This window comes from Providencia sp. LY12 (genome assembly GCF_057621555.1).
In genome coordinates, this window is the sequence record NZ_CM172594.1 from 2,778,424 (window position 1) to 2,798,642 (window position 20,219).

At 42.9% G+C, this 20,219-nt stretch carries 21 protein-coding genes; 9 read left to right on the plus strand and 12 right to left on the minus strand.

All coding sequences use genetic code 11. The features are described from left to right. Positions 1-146 precede the first annotated feature (146 nt). From cysZ to crr, 5 genes are all read left to right on the plus strand, one after another. Complete coding sequence (cysZ, locus tag ACY3ZI_RS13220) at positions 147-911, plus strand: sulfate transporter CysZ (protein ID WP_187129367.1); 765 nt, start codon at positions 147-149, stop codon at positions 909-911. Positions 912-1,166: 255 nt separating this feature from the next. Beyond that, the gene (cysK, locus tag ACY3ZI_RS13225) at positions 1,167-2,123 is read left to right on the plus strand and encodes a cysteine synthase A (protein WP_211886133.1); all 957 of its coding nucleotides are present in this window, start codon (positions 1,167-1,169) and stop codon (positions 2,121-2,123) included. A 355-nt stretch (positions 2,124-2,478) separates the two neighbouring features. After that, the gene (gene ptsH, locus ACY3ZI_RS13230; protein WP_006658608.1) at positions 2,479-2,736 is read left to right on the plus strand and encodes a phosphocarrier protein Hpr; all 258 of its coding nucleotides are present in this window, start codon (positions 2,479-2,481) and stop codon (positions 2,734-2,736) included. Between the two features lie 136 nt (positions 2,737-2,872). Next, positions 2,873-4,600 carry a phosphoenolpyruvate-protein phosphotransferase PtsI gene (ptsI, locus tag ACY3ZI_RS13235; RefSeq protein ID WP_211886135.1) on the plus strand — a complete coding sequence of 576 codons (1,728 nt, stop codon included), beginning with the start codon at positions 2,873-2,875 and terminating at the stop codon, positions 4,598-4,600. Between the two features lie 48 nt (positions 4,601-4,648). Next, positions 4,649-5,158 (plus strand): PTS glucose transporter subunit IIA, encoded by a 510-nt coding sequence (gene crr / locus ACY3ZI_RS13240; RefSeq protein WP_006658610.1) that lies wholly within the window; start codon positions 4,649-4,651, stop codon positions 5,156-5,158. A 109-nt stretch (positions 5,159-5,267) separates the two neighbouring features. On the opposite strand, the gene cysM is transcribed toward crr, so the two are convergent. From cysM to ACY3ZI_RS13265, 5 genes are all read right to left on the minus strand, one after another. Beyond that, positions 5,268-6,152: a cysteine synthase CysM gene (gene cysM, locus ACY3ZI_RS13245; RefSeq protein ID WP_108478548.1), complete on the minus strand. Its 885-nt coding sequence runs from the start codon at positions 6,150-6,152 to the stop codon at positions 5,268-5,270. Between the two features lie 81 nt (positions 6,153-6,233). Then, a complete protein-coding gene (cysA, locus tag ACY3ZI_RS13250) occupies positions 6,234-7,322 on the minus strand; it encodes a sulfate/thiosulfate ABC transporter ATP-binding protein CysA (protein WP_132495536.1) in 1,089 nt (362 codons plus the stop codon). Between the two features lie 2 nt (positions 7,323-7,324). Then, the gene (gene cysW, locus ACY3ZI_RS13255; protein ID WP_036949527.1) at positions 7,325-8,185 is read right to left on the minus strand and encodes a sulfate/thiosulfate ABC transporter permease CysW; all 861 of its coding nucleotides are present in this window, start codon (positions 8,183-8,185) and stop codon (positions 7,325-7,327) included. Further along, positions 8,185-9,015 (minus strand): sulfate/thiosulfate ABC transporter permease CysT, encoded by an 831-nt coding sequence (cysT, locus tag ACY3ZI_RS13260; protein WP_036949525.1) that lies wholly within the window; start codon positions 9,013-9,015, stop codon positions 8,185-8,187. Before cysT ends, cysW begins: the two co-directional genes overlap by 1 nt. Next, complete coding sequence (locus tag ACY3ZI_RS13265) at positions 9,015-10,037, minus strand: sulfate ABC transporter substrate-binding protein (RefSeq protein ID WP_487375314.1); 1,023 nt, start codon at positions 10,035-10,037, stop codon at positions 9,015-9,017. The genes cysT and ACY3ZI_RS13265 overlap by 1 nt, the downstream gene beginning before the upstream one ends. Before the next feature lie 279 nt (positions 10,038-10,316). On the opposite strand from ACY3ZI_RS13265, the gene ACY3ZI_RS13270 reads away from it, so the two are divergent. Both ACY3ZI_RS13270 and ACY3ZI_RS13275 read left to right on the plus strand, forming a co-directional pair. Next, the gene (locus ACY3ZI_RS13270) at positions 10,317-10,502 is read left to right on the plus strand and encodes a type II toxin-antitoxin system HicA family toxin (RefSeq protein ID WP_132495542.1); all 186 of its coding nucleotides are present in this window, start codon (positions 10,317-10,319) and stop codon (positions 10,500-10,502) included. Positions 10,503-10,556: 54 nt separating this feature from the next. Next, entirely contained in the window at positions 10,557-10,973 is a 417-nt protein-coding gene (locus ACY3ZI_RS13275) for a type II toxin-antitoxin system HicB family antitoxin (protein ID WP_036949521.1), read from the plus strand. A gap of 50 nt (positions 10,974-11,023) precedes the next feature. On the opposite strand, the gene ACY3ZI_RS13280 is transcribed toward ACY3ZI_RS13275, so the two are convergent. From ACY3ZI_RS13280 to ACY3ZI_RS13290, 3 genes are all read right to left on the minus strand, one after another. Continuing rightward, entirely contained in the window at positions 11,024-11,920 is an 897-nt protein-coding gene (locus ACY3ZI_RS13280) for a Dyp-type peroxidase (protein ID WP_036949519.1), read from the minus strand. A 236-nt stretch (positions 11,921-12,156) separates the two neighbouring features. Continuing rightward, a complete protein-coding gene (locus ACY3ZI_RS13285) occupies positions 12,157-12,741 on the minus strand; it encodes an RpoE-regulated lipoprotein (protein WP_487375315.1) in 585 nt (194 codons plus the stop codon). Between the two features lie 102 nt (positions 12,742-12,843). Beyond that, on the minus strand, positions 12,844-13,275 hold the full coding sequence (locus tag ACY3ZI_RS13290) for a GNAT family acetyltransferase (RefSeq protein ID WP_211886447.1): 432 nt from the start codon (positions 13,273-13,275) through the stop codon (positions 12,844-12,846). Positions 13,276-13,411: 136 nt separating this feature from the next. Between ACY3ZI_RS13290 and hemF the strand changes: the two genes are divergently transcribed. Beyond that, positions 13,412-14,335, plus strand: a complete 924-nt coding sequence (gene hemF, locus ACY3ZI_RS13295) for an oxygen-dependent coproporphyrinogen oxidase (RefSeq protein ID WP_487375316.1) — start codon at positions 13,412-13,414, stop codon at positions 14,333-14,335. Positions 14,336-14,484: 149 nt separating this feature from the next. After that, positions 14,485-15,615 (plus strand): M4 family metallopeptidase, encoded by a 1,131-nt coding sequence (locus ACY3ZI_RS13300; RefSeq protein ID WP_211886145.1) that lies wholly within the window; start codon positions 14,485-14,487, stop codon positions 15,613-15,615. A 172-nt stretch (positions 15,616-15,787) separates the two neighbouring features. Here ACY3ZI_RS13300 and rluF read toward each other — a convergent pair whose 3' ends face one another. From rluF to ACY3ZI_RS13320, 4 genes are all read right to left on the minus strand, one after another. Next, complete coding sequence (rluF, locus tag ACY3ZI_RS13305; RefSeq protein ID WP_211886146.1) at positions 15,788-16,666, minus strand: 23S rRNA pseudouridine(2604) synthase RluF; 879 nt, start codon at positions 16,664-16,666, stop codon at positions 15,788-15,790. Between the two features lie 127 nt (positions 16,667-16,793). Further along, positions 16,794-18,272, minus strand: a complete 1,479-nt coding sequence (gene der, locus ACY3ZI_RS13310) for a ribosome biogenesis GTPase Der (protein ID WP_036949510.1) — start codon at positions 18,270-18,272, stop codon at positions 16,794-16,796. 129 nt (positions 18,273-18,401) lie between these two features. Next, complete coding sequence (gene bamB, locus ACY3ZI_RS13315) at positions 18,402-19,574, minus strand: outer membrane protein assembly factor BamB (protein WP_211886147.1); 1,173 nt, start codon at positions 19,572-19,574, stop codon at positions 18,402-18,404. Between the two features lie 21 nt (positions 19,575-19,595). Continuing rightward, positions 19,596-20,219: a YfgM family protein gene (locus tag ACY3ZI_RS13320; RefSeq protein ID WP_181477332.1), complete on the minus strand. Its 624-nt coding sequence runs from the start codon at positions 20,217-20,219 to the stop codon at positions 19,596-19,598.

Here is a 20,219-nt window from a genome sequence, read left to right on the forward strand (position 1 = left end):
CTAAGTGCAACCCTCAGAACGATTTTCTTACAAGAAAGAGAATATTCCGCCTTCGTTTGCTGCTTTTTTAAACAAAATTATCACTAGTCAGTGTAATTTCATACCTATATGATACATGCTCACCCGCAAAGGAGATAATAAGAAGTATGACCCAATCGACATTTTCGCCACAAAAAAATCACTCTGGTTTTTATTACTTTTCACAAGGGTGGCGACTAATCACTCGTCCTGGCATTAAGCGTTTTGTTATTTTACCCCTATTAGCAAACATTCTGCTGCTTGGTGGCGCTTTTTGGTGGTTATACAGCAAGCTTGGCGGATGGATTGAGCAGGTAATGAGCTACATCCCTAGCTGGCTACAATGGCTTGACTATCTGATTTGGCCTGTTGCCGTCATTTCTATCTTACTGGTTTTCAGCTATTTCTTTAGCACGATTGCCAATATCATCGCGGCTCCGTTTAACGGCTGGCTATCAGAGCATTTAGAAGCTGAACTAACCGGTAAGCCTGCACCTGATACGGGCATGGCTGAATTGCTAAAAGATGTACCGCGCATGATTAAACGCGAATTTGTGCGAATTGCTTACTATTTGCCGCGAGCCATAGTGTTATTGGTGCTGTTCTTTATTCCCGGTATTGGGCAAACTGTTGCACCCGTTTTATGGTTCCTGTTCGGCGCTTGGATGATGTCTATTCAATATTGCGATTACCCATTTGATAACCATCGAGTTGGGTTTAACGACATGAAGCAAGCACTCTCAAAAGACCGAGTGAATAATGTTCAATTTGGTGGTGCCGTCAGCTTATTAATGATGATCCCAATTTTGAATTTAGTCATCATGCCGGTTGCAGTTTGTGGCGCAACCTTAATGTGGGTTGACCGTTATCGCGCTCGTTATGCTCGCTATTAGCCCTTATCAAAACTAACGCTTTCTAGGGATATGCAGGTACCTATCTGCATATCCTTCTCCACTGCTCCTACTCTCAAATTCGCCCGATATCAAACATTCCATCTTAGTTATAATAATCCAATTTTAAATAACCCATGGTTATATTCTAGCGTTAAATCATATTTGCAATAATCAGATGTTCGAGTATGTTGAATTCATATTCAATTTTGAAAACACACCTAATTCTTGGCTAACCGTTAATTTTAAGGATGTCCCATGAGCAAAATTTATGAAGATAATTCGTTGACCATTGGAAATACTCCATTAGTGCGTTTACAGCATTTTGGCAACGGTAATATTTTGGCAAAAGTGGAGTCTCGTAACCCAAGCTTCAGCGTGAAATGCCGTGTGGGCGCGAACATGATTTGGGATGCAGAGAAAAAAGGCATCCTGACAAAAGATAAAGAACTGGTTGAGCCAACAAGCGGAAATACAGGTATTGCCCTCGCTTACGTGGCCGCGGCTCGTGGTTATAAACTAACGCTGACCATGCCAGAAACCATGAGCGTAGAACGCCGTAAACTTCTAAAAGCCCTTGGCGCTAATTTAATCCTGACTGAAGGCGCCAAAGGTATGAAAGGTGCTATTGCGAAAGCGGAAGAAATCGTCAACAGCAACCCAAGTAAGTATCTGCTATTACAGCAATTTAGTAACCCAGCCAACCCAGCCATTCACGAGAAAACGACCGGGCCTGAAATATGGAATGATACTGATGGCAACGTGGATGTCGTTGTTTCTGGTGTTGGAACTGGCGGGACTATCACAGGTATTGGACGCTATTTAAAGCAGACAAAAGGGAAAAAAGATGTGGTGATGGTTGCCGTTGAACCCGCAACTTCCCCAGTAATCACTCAAGCTCTTTCTGGTGAAGAAATTAAGCCAGGTCCCCATAAAATCCAAGGTATCGGTGCTGGCTTTATCCCTGGCAACTTAGACCTTTCTATTATTGATAAAGTCCTGCAAATTACTGATGACGAAGCAATTTCAACCGCTCGTGAGTTAATGGAAAAAGAAGGTATTCTGGCAGGTATTTCTTCGGGTGCTGCGATTGCGGCAGCCGCTAAACTTGCTGCACTACCAGAATATAAAGACAAAAATATTGTGGTCATTCTTCCGTCTTCAGGAGAGCGTTACTTATCCACCGCACTGTTTGCAGATATTAATGCTGAATAATGATTGTTAGGTTAACATTACGTTAAAAAAGCACCAATTAGGTGCTTTTTTTGTGGGTGAGATCATAGATTAGCACGGATTGGGATGATTTATTATCCGGCATTTAGTATTAAACATAGTAATTATTTCACACCTCGAAATTAATCATTTTTTAGTCACTCATCCATTGAATGGCAAAATACCCACTAAAAGCGTCGTGTGAAATTTAAGCTAAATAAATGATAATTTGGTTGATACCAAACAAAGTAGAAAACCAAATGAATCGTTGATAATCTAAATTATACGCATGCTCAGCATATTTCATCTACAATAGGCTGTGTCATCATAAAAATCTTAAAATCACTGAGGAAATATTATGTTCCAGCAAGAAGTTACTATTACAGCACCTAACGGTTTACATACTCGTCCTGCGGCTCAATTCGTTAAAGAAGCAAAAGCGTTCACTTCAGACATTACTCTGAGTTCAGGCGGCAAGTCAGCTAGCGCAAAAAGCCTGTTCAAACTACAAACATTAGGTTTAACCCAAGGCACCGTAGTCACCATTTCTGCTGAAGGTGAAGATGAACAACAAGCAGTTGAATTTTTAGTTAAACTGATGGGCGAATTAGAATAACGTTTCACTTTGCCATCTTGTTTTAACGTAATAATTCCCTGTCCCTGAATAATTTATTCGGGGACACCTGCTTAATCACTTATATCTACTGTTGTCTCTGCAACATCAAATCTCCTATCAGTAGTAAGGTAATATTATGATTTCAGGAATTTTAGTATCCCCAGGTTTTGCTTTTGGTCAGGCTCTCATCCTCAAAGAAGATCCTATTGTTGTCAGCACCCGTAAAATCACTGACGAGCAAATTGATAAAGAGATCCAAAACTTCATTGATGGACGTAACAAATCAGCTGAGCAGCTTAGCCTTATCAAAGATAAAGCAGAAAAAAATCTTGGTGCGGAAAAAGCTGAGATTTTTGAAGGTCATATCATGCTGCTGGAAGATGAAGAATTAGAGCAAGAAATTGTCTCTCTCATCAAAGGCGATAAAAAAACCGCAGATGCGGCGGTATACTCAGTCATTGAAGACCAAGCCCAAGCATTAGAAGCATTAGACGACGAATACCTAAAAGAGCGTGCCGCTGACGTACGCGATATTGGTAAACGACTGCTCAGAAACATTCTGAATATGCCGATTGTGGATTTAAGTGCAATCACCGAAGAAGTTATTTTAGTCGCCCCAGATTTGACACCATCCGAAACCGCTCAGTTAAACTTAGACAAAGTATTAGGTTTTATCACTGACCTCGGTGGTCGTACTTCCCATACCTCTATCATGGCTCGTTCACTGGAAATTCCTGCGATTGTCGGTACCACCGATGCGACCAGCAAAGTGAAAAGCGGTGATTTTATTGTATTAGATGGCGTGAACAACACCATTTACCTCAATCCATCTGAAAGCGAAATTGATAAACTGAAAGCCTTCAGAAATGAATACCAGCAAGAAAAAGAAGAGCTGGCAAAATTAAAAGATTTACCGGCAATGACCTTAGACGGTCATCAAGTTGAAGTCTGTGCAAACATCGGTACTGTGCGTGATGTTGCAGGTGCTGAGCGTAATGGCGCAGAAGGTGTAGGTCTATACCGCACTGAATTCTTATTCATGGATAGAGACGCTCTGCCAACAGAAGAAGAGCAATTCCAAGCATATAAAGCTGTAGCAGAAGCCATGGGCAGCCAAGCCGTGATTGTACGTACAATGGATATTGGTGGTGATAAAGACTTACCTTACATGAACTTACCGAAGGAAGAGAACCCATTCCTTGGCTGGCGTGCAATTCGTATTTGTCTTGACCGCAAAGAAATTCTACACTCTCAATTAAGAGCTATTTTAAGGGCGTCTAAATTTGGTAAACTGCGTATCATGTTCCCGATGGTTATTTCTGTCGAAGAAGTTCGAGAACTGAAAGCAGAACTTGAGATGCTTAAAGAGCAGCTACGAGAAGAAGGCAAAGCCTTTGATGAAGCGATTGAAGTCGGTATTATGGTGGAAACGCCAGCTGCAGCAATCATTGCTCATCATTTGGCGAAGGAAGTTGATTTCTTTAGTATTGGGACGAATGATCTCACTCAATACACTTTAGCGGTTGACCGTGGTAATGAGCTGATTTCACACCTTTATAATCCTATGTCTCCAGCCGTCTTGAACTTGATTAAACAAGTGATTGACGCTTCTCACGCGGAAGGTAAATGGACGGGTATGTGTGGTGAATTAGCAGGTGATGAACGTGCGACCTTATTGCTGTTAGGCATGGGGCTGGACGAATTTAGTATGAGCGCAATCTCAATTCCTCGTATCAAAAAGCTGATTCGTAATGCGAATTTTGCAGATACTCAAGCGCTAGCGGAACAAGCACTTGCTCAACCAACAGCCGATGAATTGATGAAACTTGTCGATACCTTTATCCAAGAAAAAACGTTATGCTAACAGCAGCACATTAGTTCGGTCCCATATAAAACGATTAGGAGAAGGTCCATGGGTCTGTTTGACAAACTGAAATCACTAGTTTCGGAAGACAAGAGTAGCAGTGGCAATATTGAAATCATCGCGCCATTATCAGGCGAGATAGTCAATATTGAAGATGTACCAGACGTTGTGTTCGCAGAAAAAATTGTTGGTGACGGTATTGCTATCAAGCCTTCTGGCAACAAAATTGTGGCTCCGGTTGATGGTACAATCGGTAAAATCTTTGAAACTAACCATGCGTTTTCTATTGAATCTGATGATGGTATCGAACTGTTTGTTCACTTCGGTATTGATACTGTTGAACTCAAAGGCGAAGGCTTTAAACGTATCGCAGAAGAAGGTCAATCTGTGAAAAAAGGCGACGTTGTCATTGAGTTTGACTTAGCCCTGTTAGAAGAAAAAGCAAAATCAGTTCTGACTCCAGTTGTTATTTCAAACATGGACGAGATCAAAGAGCTGAATAAATTAAGCGGTACCGTGACTGTGGGTGAAACAGTCATTATGCGTATTAAGAAATAATTGCGCTAAACCTTAAAAAGCAGCTTAATAACAAACCACCAGCGACATTTTTGCCCTGGTGGTTTTTTGTTGGGTTCTATTTTCTAGTCGTTGATTTATCAAAAAACGTTTACTTATCAAAAACACCTGTCGACAAATAGCGATCACCACGGTCACAAATAATCGCCACAATCACCGCATGAGGGTTCTCTTTTGCTACACGCAACGCACCCGCTACCGCTCCGCCAGAACTTACACCACAGAAAATACCTTCACGTTTTGCTAAAGCACGCATCGTATCTTCAGCTTCTTGCTGATTAATATCGAGTACAGTATCCACTAATTCACTGTCAAAAATCCCCGGTAAATATTCTGGAGACCAACGACGAATCCCTGGAATTTGGCTCTTTTCAGCGGGTTGTAAGCCCACAATTTCCACATCTTGTGATTGGCTTTTTAAGTAACGACTCACGCCAGTGATGGTGCCTGTTGTCCCCATACTGGACACAAAATGGGTAATTCGCCCTGCTGTTTGTTGCCAGATCTCGGGTCCTGTAGTTTTAAAATGGGCTAAAGGATTATCAGGGTTATTAAATTGGTCTAAAACCTTCCCTTCGCCTCGCTTAGCCATCTCTTGAGCTAAGTCCCTCGCCCCTTCCATTCCTACTGTCGTACTCACTAAAATAAGTTCTGCACCATAAGCTTGCATAGACGCTTTACGCTCTTGGCTCATGTTATCCGGCATTAACAGCTTCAGTTTGTAACCTTTCACCGCAGCAATCATCGCTAAAGCGATCCCTGTATTGCCACTGGTGGCTTCAATAAGCGTATCTCCCGGTTTGATCTCCCCGCGTTTTTCCGCTTCGTTGATCATCGAAAATGCCGCTCTATCTTTTACTGAACCGGCAGGGTTATTTCCTTCAAGCTTTACCCAGATTTCAGCATCCAAACCTTCCGTTAGACGTTGCAAGCGAACCAACGGCGTATGACCAATAAACTGTTCCAACGTTGACACTGTGTTTTTCCTTATAATAATTTTTTATTGATTGATAATATAATTAACAATTAATTCTAAAATCAATCATCCCTTATTAATCTACGCGCTTTTAGCTAGAGAGGGGAAAAATAATGGCTCTTTACCCTGATAAATTTGTGTTTGTTGGCTGCCGAGATAGTAATTTTCGCCCCTTGTAGGAACAGTACGCGCATCCTGCCATACCACGGATAAGGTTTCTTCATTCCAGCCTAAAGGTTGCACCGTTAATTGCCAAAAATGGCCGCGAGGGCCCGATTCAATGATCCTTACTGGCAATTGGTGTTGTTCATCCCTTTCTTTCTGCAAACGAATATCCCAAGGGCGAATAAACACATCAACCTCCCCTTGCTGAGCACTAACCTGCGCGAGTGGGAAGGTAAAGTTCGCTATCTGCAACTGTGAACCGCGGATCTGTCCAGGGATTTTGTTAACCTCCCCCATGAATTCAAGCACAAAACGCGTTTCCGGTGATTGCCAAATTTCATTTGGAGTACCGACTTGTTCAATATGCCCTTGGCTCATCACGACTATGCGATCTGCAACTTCCATCGCTTCCTCTTGGTCATGAGTCACGAATACACTCGTGAATTTCAACTCTTCATGAAGCTGACGCAACCAACGACGTAATTCAATACGCACTTGCGCGTCTAGTGCACCAAACGGTTCGTCTAACAGCAAAATTTGCGGCTCTACCGCTAATGCTCTTGCCAATGCTACCCGCTGTTTTTGTCCACCAGAAAGCTGAGAAGGAAAACGCTCAGCCAAATGGGCTAATTGCACCATCTCAAGCAGCGCCATTGCTTTTTGCTTAATCGCTGCTTTTGAGGGTCGCTGTTTTCGAGGTAATACCGTCAAACCAAACGCCACATTCTCGAATACCGTCATATGGCGAAATAGCGCATAATGCTGGAAAACGAAACCGACATGCCTATCTTTCGCATGGACTTGGCTTACATCTTGACCATGGAAACGTAACGAACCGTGGCTTTGTTGCTCTAGCCCCGCAATAATCCGCAACAAGGTGGTTTTCCCAGAGCCAGATGGCCCCAACAATGCCACCATTTCCCCTGAGCCGATATCCAATGAGATATTGTTCAGCACTGATGTTTTACCAAACAATTTACCAACATGATTAATTTCAATACTCATAATTAATGGACTCCTGACTCAGTTTGCTGCCGGCTTAAATGCCATTGCAAAGCACTTTTCACAATCAAGGTAATAATCGCTAATAACGCTAAAATAGCCGCAGCCGTGAACGCACCTACCGTATTGTAATCTTGATGAAGCAACTCAACTTGCAGAGGCAATGTGTAAGTTTCACCACGAATAGCGCCCGATACCACAGACACCGCACCAAATTCGCCAATGGCACGCGCATTGGTTAATACCACGCCATAAAGCAGCGCCCAGCGAATATTAGGTAGAGTGACTCGCCAAAACATTTTCCAACCCGAAGCACCCAATAATGTTGCTGCTTCGTCCTCTTGGCTTCCCTGACTTAGCATCAATGGCACTAACTCCCTGACGACAAATGGGCATGTCACAAAAATAGTCACTAACGCCATTCCCGGCCATGAAAACATCACCTGAATATCAAAGCCTTCTAACCAGCCACCAAACCAACTATTCGAACCGTAAAAGAGTAAATAGAGTAGCCCTGCCACGACCGGCGAAACCGCAAAAGGAATATCAACTAAGGTCAATAACAACTGGCGCCCTGGAAACTGAAAACGCGTCACCAACCATGCCAACATCACGCCAAAAACCAAGTTAACAGGCACTGTGATCAACGCGATAAGAATCGTTAATCCGATGGCATGGAGCATATCTGGGTTGCTTAAGTTAACGAGGACTTCACCCAACCCCTTTTCAAATGCGGTGATAAAAATCCAGATAATCGGCACCACCAGCAGCAATACCGAGAAAAATAGCCCAATTCCAATAAGAGCCCATTTTCCCCAGTTGATATTTCTGCGTTGAGTGACTGGAAATGGTGTGACTTGTCCCATTAATGCCCTCCTAAGCGTTTACCAAAGCGGCTTTGGATTACATTCACCGTGAATAAAAGAAGCAGTGATACCGCTAAAATTACCGAGGCAATCGCACTAGCGGCAGGGTAATCAAACTGCTGCAATTGGCTGAAAATCATTAAGGAGACCACCTCCGTTTGCCACGCAATGTTTCCGGCGATAAAAATAATCGCCCCAAATTCACCAAGGCTGCGTGTAAAAGATAAAACGGTTCCCGCTATTAGTGCAGGAGAAACTTCAGGTAATACAACACGGCGGAACGTTTGCCAGCGTGTTGCACCTAGCGTTTGTGCAGCTTCTTCGTATTCAGGTCCTAACTCTTCCAGTACAGGCTGAACCGTTCTGACCACAAAAGGAATACTGGTAAAAGCCATCGCAACGGCGATACCTAACCAAGTATTTACCACTTTGATATCAAATTGATGCAGATACTGCCCATACCAACCCGATGTGGCAAATAAGGTCGCGAGTGTCAGCCCCGCGACCGCCGTAGGAAGCGCAAAAGGTAAATCCACCAATCCATCTAGGAACAAGCGACCAGGAAAGCGATAACGCGTTAAAATCCATGCCAGCAACATGCCAAAAACCGCATTAAATAGGCTTGCGACCAGAGCCGCCAATAAAGTTACTTTATAAGCAGCAACCACTTGAGGGTAACTGATCACAGCCCAATACTGCTGCCATGTCATATCGGAAAGCTGCACTACGAGAGCGCTTAAAGGCAATAGCAAAATCAAACAAACGAAAAACAAGCTGCTGCCTAACGTCAGTCCGAAACCGGGTAAAAACCGCTTTCCTGATTTACGCATTAACGACGACCTTGTTCCATAAGTTGATCAAATTCCCCGCCCGTCGAAAAGTGGTCATTCATCACATTGTTCCAGTTGCCAAATTGTGATTCCACCGTAAACAGCTGAGTTGACGGGAATTTGCCTTTATTCGCTTCCATCACCTGTTTGTCATTCACGCGGTAATTAAAGCGAGTAATAATATTTTGTGCCTCAGGTGTGTAGAGGTAATTCAAGTAGGCTTTTGCCGCTTTTTCTGTGCCATTTTTTTGCACATTTTTGTCAATCCACGCGACTGGGAATTCCGCCAAAATATCGACCGGAGGCACAATCACTTCGTAGTCGGATTCGCCATATTGACTACGGATGTTATTTACTTCTGACTCAAAGCTAATTAAAACATCCCCTAACCCTCGCTCGATAAATGATGTCGTTGCACCACGACCGCCCGTATCAAACACTTCAACGTTTTTCAGGAATTGCTGCATTTTTTCGCGTGTTTTAGGGCTATCTTTACCATTTTCTTGGTTAAATGCTCCCCATGCGGCAAGGTAGGTATAGCGACCATTTCCCGACGTTTTGGGGTTTGGAAATACCAGTTTCACGTCACTGCGTGCAAGGTCGTCCCACGTTTTAATGCCTTTCGGATTGCCCTTACGAACTAAAAACGCCATTGTCGAATAATAAGGGGAGCTATTATTCGGTAAACGCGCTTGCCAATCTGCCGGGATTAATTGCCCTTTATCGTGGAGAATTTGCACATCAGTCACTTGGTTAAACGTCACCACATCCGCTTTTAGCCCTTGCAAAATGGCCAACGCTTGCTTCGATGAGCCCGCGTGAGACAGCTTGATTGTCAGTGGATCATTAGGGTTTTCCTGCGCCCACTGTTTTTCAAATTCAGGGTTTAACGCCGCAAATAGCTCTCTTGAAATATCATAGGAACTATTCAGTAATTCAGCCGCCGTCAGGGATGCGCTACTCATTAACGAAAACATCGCCAAACTCGCTAAGCCTGTATTTTTAAAAATTGATTTTTTCATATGATCCCTACTCGTGACTAAACCCAAACATGATCTAAAAAACAATGTATATGTTTTGGTTATAACTTTGTAGTTATCAATCATCTTTTGATATATCAAGTTGGAATAACAAAGAGGTTATAGCAATAAGCCATAAAATTCAGAGGAAATTTAAGACGTTAATGTAATGAGGAAGGTTCATTTAAGCCTAGAATAAAACGTTAAGAATAAACATGCATACTTGCCAAACCTAATTGCAGTGTGTATCGTGTGTATGTCAGTTAACGAGATGGAGGGATCTTGAAAAGTTCGGAGCTGATAAATATGTTAGAAAATAATGGATGGAAATTAGAGCGAGTTAAAGGGAGTCATCATCAATTTTCTCATCCAGACTTTTCAATTGTTATCACAGTCCCGCATCCTCGAAAGGATTTAAAGATAGGTACACTTAATCAAATTCTTAAAGCGGCTAAACTGAAACATTAATTAAAGACGCGCTCTTTTAACACGCTCCGAGCGCTATCTTTATGGAGACAAAACATGCTATACCCAGCCTTTATTGAAATTGATCATGATGGTAGTGCGAGTGGTTGGTTTCCAGATATTGAAGGTTGTACTTTTGCTGGCGACAATATTGAAAATGCTTACACTGATGCAAAATCAGCACTCGATGCCCACTTTGAATTATTAAGTGAAAAAGGGTTTGAAATTCCTGAGCCAAAATCTCAGCAAGAGCATCTAAATCGTACAAAAGATGAATATCAAAATGGTCTTTGGTTATTCGTTGATATCGACATGGATAAATATGATGGACGTGCAGAAAGGATTAATATTACGCTACCTCATCGCTTACTACATCGTATTGATACGCTAGTTAAAGCCAATCCCGAGTATGGAAGCCGCAGTGGATTCATTGCTGCCGCAGCACGTAAAGAACTCCAAAAAACCGATCAGTAAACACTTTCAAGCTGCCGCTATCTGCGACAGCTTGAATTGTCTCGATAAGATTATAGGGATAATAATCTTTCAATTGATGGCGCGTAATAATAGCTACCAGAAACGGCTTTCGTCATACGCAGCAGATCATCATATTTACCATCAGTTTCACCAAACATGCTCAGCAATTGTTGTTCAATATTATGGATGGTTGCGCAGTAGGCAATAAAGAATAAACCATGTTTACCGCTTGCTGTGCCGTATGGCAGGCTATGGCGCATCACAGAAAGCTCTTCCCCCTCTTCTTCAATCACGACGCGAGAAACGTGAGAAGTTTTATTACGTGCATCTTCGTCTAATTCAACGCTATCGTGTTTAGTACGACCAATCATTTTCTCTTGTTCATGTTCAGAGAAACGAGACCATTTTTTCAGGTCATGCTCATAGCGTTGTACCATGACATAGCTACCACCAATGTCATCGCCTTGATTAATCAACGTCACTTCAGCAATTTCTTCGCCTTGAGGGTTTTCTGTACCATCAATGAAACCGCTTAAATCTCTATCTTCAACCCAACGGAAACCATGAATTTCTTCAACCACTTCAATGGATGAACCAAATGCTTTTAGCGCGGCTTGCGCCAGAGAAAAGTTAATATCATGACGTAATGATTGAATATGAATAAACATATCGCGCTGAGTCGCAGGCGCTAGCCCTTTGCCGAGCGTGCGAAATGGCTTTAATTCTGGTGAAACAGCGGAGTGTCCGAGCTGCTTCCAAACATCTGAACCAAATGCAATCACTGCACCAAGACGATCATCAGGGAATTTTGCTTGTAGTTTGGTTAATTCATCAACAAAAATCTTGCACCCTGATTTCACCTCTTCGAGCGACCCGGTCACCATGGCTTCAATAAAAATACCAAAACGACTATGTTCCTTCAAAATACCACTTTGGGAATGAGACATGCATAAACCCCTTAGAATGAATAAATTACACAAACCTATACTTTAAATTAGTTTATCGCATTAATAATGATTTTCACCTTGTTTTAACGCAAGAGTTGGTCAGTCTAGAAGATATCAGAAGGGTCTGATGCGAGAGGAGAATAAATATGAATATTATCAGCAGATTAAAACCGTAAATTATTGCCTATTAAATCGAATAACTTACGGTATTTTGTTCAAAACCTTAGCGAAGTAACTTATTTATGCCAAATAATTTGCGACACTTTCCATGTTTTCAACACTTCATCCGCAGGCATTAAATTCTCAGGACCTTGCCATTTTCCGCTGAATTTATAAATCACTTTGCTACTTTGCGGTGCAACACACAGTACCGTCGGCACATTATCAACCGCTTCCCCTAAGGAACATGAGCCGTAGGCTTTCTGGTAAATGTCGCTAAACTCAGTACCAATTTGGGTATCCCATTCAGTGAGCATATCCGGATCATTCACGACAATACGAGATACGGTGCCTTTTTCAGGACCAAAGACTTCGACCTCAACGTCTAAATCTTTCATGGCTTGAAACACAGAAACCATTTCACCATTTTCAAGCTGCAGGCCACCACGCACTGCGTAGCGGTCATCAAGTTGATTATTAATCACATCACGATCCATTGGGGTCAGACTTGTGATTGCCCCCACGCCCGATTCTGAAATCATCAGAGGGCTATGAAACCATGTGGATGGTGAAAATAGGCTTTTACCAGCACAACCCGATAGCATCACCGCGCCACCGAGTAGAGAAATTTTAAATAAGGTTACGAATGCGTTTTGGGACATATCATCCTCTTTAGCGGGTCATATAATGGATACTGAGACCGTCCATTTCATAAAAGATTCACGCTATTTAGCTAAACCTTCAAGAAAATAATCACCGGTAGTTTAGAAATCCACTTCGTGAGTCAATCTTTTGGAATAGATCAAACGCTCAGCTTGCTCTTCTTCATATAACATTTTTTCAAACATGCAGATTGCCGAATCAGCCTCTTCGCTGACCAATAATTCAATTCTGCCACAGCCACGGGCAATCAATTTTTTCTCTAAACGACTCACTAACGCGTTAGCAATACCGCGCCCGCGAAATTCAGGATGTACGGCTAAATACACAGCAGTACCACGAATTCCATCGTAGCCCCCCATAATGGTTCCGACCACTTCACCCGATACCTCGGCGACAAGGAAAAGATCGGCGCCACACTGTAGTTTACGCTCAATATCTAATTCAGGATCACCTGAAATTTCATTCAATTGGCAACGTTCCCACAATGTAAGCACTTCTTCATAATCATTTTGGCGAAATATGCGTATTTCCATCATCTTGTCCGTTTGAGCTAAACTGTCTGCCATTATCACTGCTTTTGATACACAATCAATAATCAATATGCCTTTTTTACCTCAACGGGGTATACTTTACCCAATTTATTTCTCCCGACGGTTTTATTAAAAAACAATGAATTACCCAGATATTGAACGCATAAAAGCCTATTTGCAAAGCTTGCAAGATACCATCTGCCAAAAAATCACAGAATTAGATGGCAAAGAAACCTTCCTTGAACAAACTTGGGAACGTACTGAAGGCGGTGGTGGACGCAGCCGAGTCTTAACCCAAGGTGCACTTTTTGAACAAGCTGGCGTGAATTTTTCACATATCAAAGGTGAAAAAATGCCCGCTTCAGCCACAGCACATCGCCCGGAGTTAGCAGGACGTAGCTACCAAGCCATGGGTGTTTCATTAGTTATCCACCCTCTCAACCCTTATATACCGACCACACATGCCAATGTGCGCTTTTTCATTGCTGAAAAAGAAGGTGCCGATCCCGTTTGGTGGTTTGGTGGTGGCTTCGACTTAACCCCCTATTATGGATTTGAAGAAGATGCAGTCCATTGGCATACCGTCGCTAATGAGCTTTGCACCCCTTATGGAGCAGAGATTTACCCTAAATTCAAACAGTGGTGCGATGACTATTTCTTCTTAAAACATCGTAATGAGCCTCGTGGTATCGGCGGATTATTTTACGATGATCTCAACCAATGGGACTTTGAGTCTTGTTTCTCATTCACACAGGATGTTGGCAATGGCTTTTTACAAGCTTATGTACCCATTGTCGAAAAACGTCGAGAGATCCCATGGGGTGAGCGTGAACGCCAATTCCAACTATATCGTCGTGGGCGCTACGTAGAATTTAATCTTGTCTGGGATAGAGGCACACTCTTTGGCTTGCAAAGCGGCGGGCGCACAGAGTCCATTTTGATGTCTATGCCACCATTAGTGCGTTGGGAATATGATTACCATCCAGAAGCGGGTAGCCCAGAAGCTAAGCTATGTACCGACTTTTTGGTCACTGGCAAAGATTGGCTCACACACAATAAATAGTACAAACTTTTGTAATTAATCAGATTTCTATCTGCTAGTTATGTTAATAAAAATTAGCAGATATTGATTTAATTACTTAATTATCATGTAGTTACAATAAAATCACAACCGTTTATGATTCCATTTCGTCAAACAAAATGGAGTTATAAATGAATCAGATACTTGGTCGTTCACTATTATCACCTAGCTTAATCTCTCACTTCTATCAAGAAAGCCAATGCAATGATTTAAAATCTACCTTATTTCATATCAATGACATCATGAGCCGCACTTACTCTGAAGAAGATGTGAATTATCAACGTCAATTATTGGCTAGCGCTTGTAACATTACCGGCGGCACTTATAACCGAGTGATCCGTGATGCCCAACAACGTGTAGAGAATTACACTCACAACCACTCTAGCCTACCGATTTGTCGACGCGAAGAAATGCCAGCTGATGAGCATATGGCACATAACGATTTCGCCGTTATTATGCGAGAAGAGGATAAGGTGGCACCGACTGAGCCAGCACATCGCGTGTTCGCTGCTATTGGATTGATCCGCTCATTCCTTAAGGAGAAACTCAATATTGATCAGATGTTTGGTTGTGATGCTGATATCAATGCGGTTATCCATTATGACAAAAACTATTCCAATGCATTTTGGAATTCTCAAGCTATTTTCTTTGGGGATGGTGATGGAACTGTTTTTGGTCCGTTCTACAACGATATTGACATAATTGCTCACGAACTCGCTCATGGGTACATTAGCTCACAAGCTGACTTTGATTATGTCGATCAATCCGGTGCGTTAAATGAATCTGTCGCTGACGTATTAGGCATCATGGTGAAACAATATGTTCAAAAGCAAACCGCAACACAATCTAGTTGGTTGCTGGGTGAAAATTTGTTTATTGATAAGAGAAAAGGACCTGCATTACGCTCAATGAAAGAGCCTGGTACCGCTTACTATTTCACTAAATCAAATAATGACCCGCAAGTGGGACATATGGATCAATATCGCGATTTACCTCGCTATGTGGATAATGGCGGTGTGCATATCAACTCAGGTATTCCAAATAAAGCCTTCTACTTACTGGCAACAAGATTAGGCGGTTATTCCTGGGAAATAACAGGGAAAATCTGGGTTGCAGCGGTATCGGATCCAAGCGTCTCGAATACGGCGACGTTTATTGAATTTGCTCAGGCAACAATTCGTTCAGCAAAAAATCTGTTTGGTGATCAAATTGAATTAGCAACTCGCCAATGCTGGCTAGATGTTGGGTTACGTGTTCAATAAAAATGAAGTGTAATAAGTAATTTATACACCCTTGTCGGCCCACAAACAGGCTGACTTTTATTTAAAACTTTGATCGAAAATCATAATAAAAAGGCCAAGTACATACGAGTTTTAGGTCACTCATCCTCAGCCTTTTTTCACTTCAATATCTTTTATTTCGTCATTTACCCAATTAACGTTTTTTCTTTTTGCGTCCAGGCTGGGTAAATTTCTTTTTCGGCGGTTCCGCATTTGCTTTCGGCTTTTGGCTACCCACACCTGGTTTTCCTGCTACTTTCCCGCTACCGCTACGCGCTTGAGGTTTTGCCGCTTTTTTAGGTTTAACATCGGACTCTGATTTTTCAATCAAATTAAACAGCTCGATAAGCTCATCATCAGTTAAGTCGCGCCACTCACCCACAGGAATGCCCGTGAGCCTCACATTCATAATTCGCACGCGTTCTAACTTCGTGACTTCGTAACCAAAATGTTCGGTCATACGACGAATTTGACGGTTTAAACCTTGGACTAGCGTAATACGGAAAACAAACGGTGCCTCTTTTTTGACTTTACATTTCTTCGTCATGGTACCGAGAATTGGAACCCCCGCGCCCATGCCACGAATAAATTCATCAGTCACAGGCTTGTTCACTGTGACAATGTACTCTTTCTCGTGATCATTACCTGCGCGTAAGATTTTGTTCACTAAATCGCCGTGGTTCGTCAGGAAGATCAAACCTTGGGAATCTTTATCTAAACGACCGATTGGGAAAATACGGGTACTGTGATTCACATAGTCCACAATATTATCTTTTTCACCACTTTCGGTGGTACTGACAATCCCAACAGGCTTATTCAACGCGATCAAGACTAAATCTTCTTCATTGCGCGGTTCAATTAACTGACCATTGACCTTGACCACGTCTCCCGCGGAAACTTGGTCGCCAATGCCTGCGCGTTTACCGTTAATGAACACATTGCCTTGCTCGATATAACGATCAGCCTCACGTCTAGAGCAGATACCGCTCTCGCTAATGTATTTATTCAGGCGTGTGGTTGAATTGATTTCCATGGTTTTCCTCAGTCATTAAAACAACTTAAATTTTAGGGCTGTGGCGAGCTAATAAATAATAGTAAAAAGCCGTAACAACCTAATTGGGTTACGGCTTTAGTCTGTTTATCGCGCTAACAGTTGGCGATTAACGTTTTTTCAAGTGCTGCATCAGACGCTTACGTTTACGTAGCTGGGTTGGCGTCAGTTTATTTTTCTTATCTGCATATGGGTTTTCACCCTCTTTAAACAGAATACGAATTGGCGTTCCCATTACATTTAATGAACGACGGAAATAGTTCATTAAATAACGTTTATAGCTATCTGGTAAATCAGAAACTTGGTTACCGTGGATTACAACGATTGGTGGGTTATGACCCCCAGCATGCGCATATTTCATCTTCACGCGGCGACCGCGGATCAATGGTGGCTGATGTTCATCTTCCGCCATTTTCATAATACGTGTTAACAGTGCAGTACCAACACGACGAGTCGCTGACTCATACGCTTCTTGCACAGATTCAAACAAGTTACCCACGCCGCTACCATGTAGTGCGGAGATAAAGTGAATACGGGCAAAATCGACAAAACCAAGACGCAGTTCCAGCATATCTTTGACATGCTCGCGATCTTCAGGCTTCATGCCATCCCATTTATTCACTGCAATCACTAATGAACGACCTGCGTTCAAAATGAATCCTAGTAACGATAAATCTTGGTCAGAGATACCTTCACGGGCATCGATAACTAGCAAGACAACGTTAGCATCTTCAATCGCTTGCAGCGTTTTGATCACTGAGAATTTTTCTACAGTTTCAGTTACCTTACCGCGCTTACGCACCCCAGCGGTATCGATGAGAATATATTCACGCTCATCACGCTCCATTGGGATATAAATACTGTCACGGGTGGTACCCGGCATATCAAAGACGACCACACGGTCTTCACCGAGAATACGGTTAGTTAGGGTAGATTTGCCTACATTAGGACGCCCTACAATAGCCAGTTTTATTGGCAACGTACTTGGGTCGAAATCATCCTCTTCGTCTTCGGAGAACTCGCCCTCTGCTTCCAGCTCAGCCCAATATGCAGCATTCGCTTCTTCATCAGTAAGTTCGATTTCTTCGTCTTCAACCTCGATAAAAGGTTTTAAAGAGTGTTCAATTAACTGAGTGACGCCACGACCATGAGAGGCGGCAATAGGGTAAATTTCCCCAAGACCCAGTGAATAGAAATCACCAACAACGATATTGGCATCAATACCATCAGTTTTGTTGGCAACTAAATACGTTTTTTTCTTGCGGCTGCGTAAGTGCTTAGCGATGCCTTCATCCGCTGGCATTAAGCCTGCTCTTGCATCTACCATGAAAAGAACAACGTCAGCTTCTTCAATCGCTTGAAGCGACTGAGCCGCCATATGGGTTTCTACGCCCTCTTCTGTACCATCGATACCACCAGTGTCGATAATAATAAATTCGTGCCCTTCAACTTCTGCACGACCATATTTACGATCACGGGTCAGACCGGGAAAGTCCGCTACAAGTGCGTCACGGGTACGGGTTAATCGGTTAAATAACGTGGATTTTCCTACGTTTGGACGCCCAACCAGCGCTACGACGGGTATCATTCTTCAGTGCCTCACAACTTTAATTAACTAATAGAATTCTGAGGCTAAACTCAGAAAACAAAAAAACGAAACGGCCCCTGTATTCAGGAACCGTTTATTTTATCGATAAATTGTCTGCTTGTCAGAAAATTAACGTGTTAACAGGTAAACTGTTCCGTTTCTTGTCTGAACCATCAGTTTATCACTCGCAATGGCTGGGCGGCTGTGGATCCCTGAACTGTTCAGTTTATTTTGAGCCACAAAGCCACCTGTGCTGGTATCTAACCAGTGCAGATAACCTTCTTTGTCACCCACAACAATATAGCCGTTATAGACTTCTGGCGCAGATAATCCACGGTTCAGTAACTGATCTTGCGTCCATAATGTCACGCCATCGCTCTTACGAACAGCCAGCACGCGGTCAGTCTGGTCAACTAAATACAGGGTATCGCCCGATAGCACCATGTCATTGATGGAGCCTAAATCACGCTTCCATAACATTTGACCAGAACGCATGTCCAGCGCCGCTAATGTGCCGTTATAGGCGATCGCGTACACTTTGCCATCATCAATCACAGGCGTCATATCCACATCGTTCAGACGACCAATTTCTGTCGAGCTGGTGACTAAAGAGATGCGTTGTTGCCAAATTAATTGACCTTGGGACAATAGAACTGCACTCACTCGACCGTTATCACCACCAACGATAGCTGCACCAAATGCAACCGCAGGCGCAGACTCACCGCGTAATGACAGTGATGGAGTATCCATATTCACTGTCCACTTAATCGCGCCTGTCGCTGTATCCAGCGCTTGTAATTGACCATTGCTCGTGTGGATGACCACCATGTCGCCACTCACGACAGGCTTGGACAAGGCTTCGCCAGCCACTTCCACATCCCACAATACTTCACCATTTTCTTTATTTAGCGCGATAACTGTACCACGCTCAGTGCCGATGAAAATTTTGTCATCAGAAATGGTCAAGCCACCAGACAGTAACGCAGATAAATTGGCAGAAAGAAAACCAGTACGTTTTGATAAATCGACAGACCACAGTTCTTTACCGCTATCAAGTTCTAGCGCTTTAACTAAGCCTTTACGATCCGCAGCGTAAATTGCTGAACCATCCCACACAGGAGAAAGTTCAGAATAAAACTGCTCAACACCATTACCGACGGATTTATCCCAAACAATAGAAGGTGTAAATTGATTCTCAACCTGTGGTAATGGCGCCATCACAATAGAATCAGTTTCGCTGGAACAACCGGCAAGTAAAGCTGAAGCAACCAGGCCTACCAAAAGAGTTTTGCGCAACTGCATAGTGTGTCGTTTCCTTTCTTCTTATGAATTAGATACGTTGTTCAATTTCAGAGTCAAAATACCTCTGAGTGATTGAGAACCTTCACTTTCTAACCCCTGAGTGTATGCCGCTTTAGCGCCGGATTTATCACCCTTATGGAGTAAAGCATCCCCACGGACATCCTGTGCCGTAGCTTGCCATGACTTACCTTGGATCTTAGCAACAGAGGCGATAGCCGCATCCGCATTACCGAGTGCAAGTTGGATACGCGCTAAACGCAGGTTAATCACATCTTGCAAATCAACGGTTTTTGCTTTCGCTAATGCGTCAGTCAGTGCTTTCTCAGCACCTGCTAAATCGCCTTTATCAGCAAAAACTTGCGCCAGCTCCAGCCCAGTCATTGAACTGTAAACGTCGTTAGTTTCTGCTGCAAATTTTTGTGCAGCTTGAATACCTTCAGCTGAACCTGAACGTAACTGAGTATTGACGGCCTCGTATTTTGCTGCACTTTCTTGCAACACATTCGACTTGTGTGATTGCCAATAGTTCCAACCAAACACACCACCGACACCAATAACCAGTCCAACCACTAAAGCAACGCCGTTGTTAGCGAAAAAACGTTTGATCGCCTCAACTTGATCTTGTTCGTTTGTATAGACTTCCAC

What these genes read in the sequence shown, in the direction of transcription:
- cysW (WP_036949527.1), bottom strand. Translation starts at nt 8,185, where the DNA reads ATGGGACAAGTCACACCATTTCCAGTCACTCAACGCAGAAATATCAAC.
- ACY3ZI_RS13285 (WP_487375315.1), bottom strand. Translation starts at nt 12,741, where the DNA reads ATGTCCCAAAACGCATTCGTAACCTTATTTAAAATTTCTCTACTCGGT.
- cysZ (WP_187129367.1), top strand. Translation starts at nt 147, where the DNA reads ATGACCCAATCGACATTTTCGCCACAAAAAAATCACTCTGGTTTTTAT.
- ACY3ZI_RS13275 (WP_036949521.1), top strand. Translation starts at nt 10,557, where the DNA reads ATGCTATACCCAGCCTTTATTGAAATTGATCATGATGGTAGTGCGAGT.
- ACY3ZI_RS13300 (WP_211886145.1), top strand. Translation starts at nt 14,485, where the DNA reads ATGAATCAGATACTTGGTCGTTCACTATTATCACCTAGCTTAATCTCT.
- crr (WP_006658610.1), top strand. Translation starts at nt 4,649, where the DNA reads ATGGGTCTGTTTGACAAACTGAAATCACTAGTTTCGGAAGACAAGAGT.
- ACY3ZI_RS13280 (WP_036949519.1), bottom strand. Translation starts at nt 11,920, where the DNA reads ATGTCTCATTCCCAAAGTGGTATTTTGAAGGAACATAGTCGTTTTGGT.
- ptsI (WP_211886135.1), top strand. Translation starts at nt 2,873, where the DNA reads ATGATTTCAGGAATTTTAGTATCCCCAGGTTTTGCTTTTGGTCAGGCT.
- cysA (WP_132495536.1), bottom strand. Translation starts at nt 7,322, where the DNA reads ATGAGTATTGAAATTAATCATGTTGGTAAATTGTTTGGTAAAACATCA.
- cysT (WP_036949525.1), bottom strand. Translation starts at nt 9,015, where the DNA reads ATGCGTAAATCAGGAAAGCGGTTTTTACCCGGTTTCGGACTGACGTTA.
- rluF (WP_211886146.1), bottom strand. Translation starts at nt 16,666, where the DNA reads ATGGAAATCAATTCAACCACACGCCTGAATAAATACATTAGCGAGAGC.
- der (WP_036949510.1), bottom strand. Translation starts at nt 18,272, where the DNA reads ATGATACCCGTCGTAGCGCTGGTTGGGCGTCCAAACGTAGGAAAATCC.
- ACY3ZI_RS13290 (WP_211886447.1), bottom strand. Translation starts at nt 13,275, where the DNA reads ATGGAAATACGCATATTTCGCCAAAATGATTATGAAGAAGTGCTTACA.
- bamB (WP_211886147.1), bottom strand. Translation starts at nt 19,574, where the DNA reads ATGCAGTTGCGCAAAACTCTTTTGGTAGGCCTGGTTGCTTCAGCTTTA.
- hemF (WP_487375316.1), top strand. Translation starts at nt 13,412, where the DNA reads ATGAATTACCCAGATATTGAACGCATAAAAGCCTATTTGCAAAGCTTG.
- ACY3ZI_RS13265 (WP_487375314.1), bottom strand. Translation starts at nt 10,037, where the DNA reads ATGAAAAAATCAATTTTTAAAAATACAGGCTTAGCGAGTTTGGCGATG.
- cysK (WP_211886133.1), top strand. Translation starts at nt 1,167, where the DNA reads ATGAGCAAAATTTATGAAGATAATTCGTTGACCATTGGAAATACTCCA.
- ptsH (WP_006658608.1), top strand. Translation starts at nt 2,479, where the DNA reads ATGTTCCAGCAAGAAGTTACTATTACAGCACCTAACGGTTTACATACT.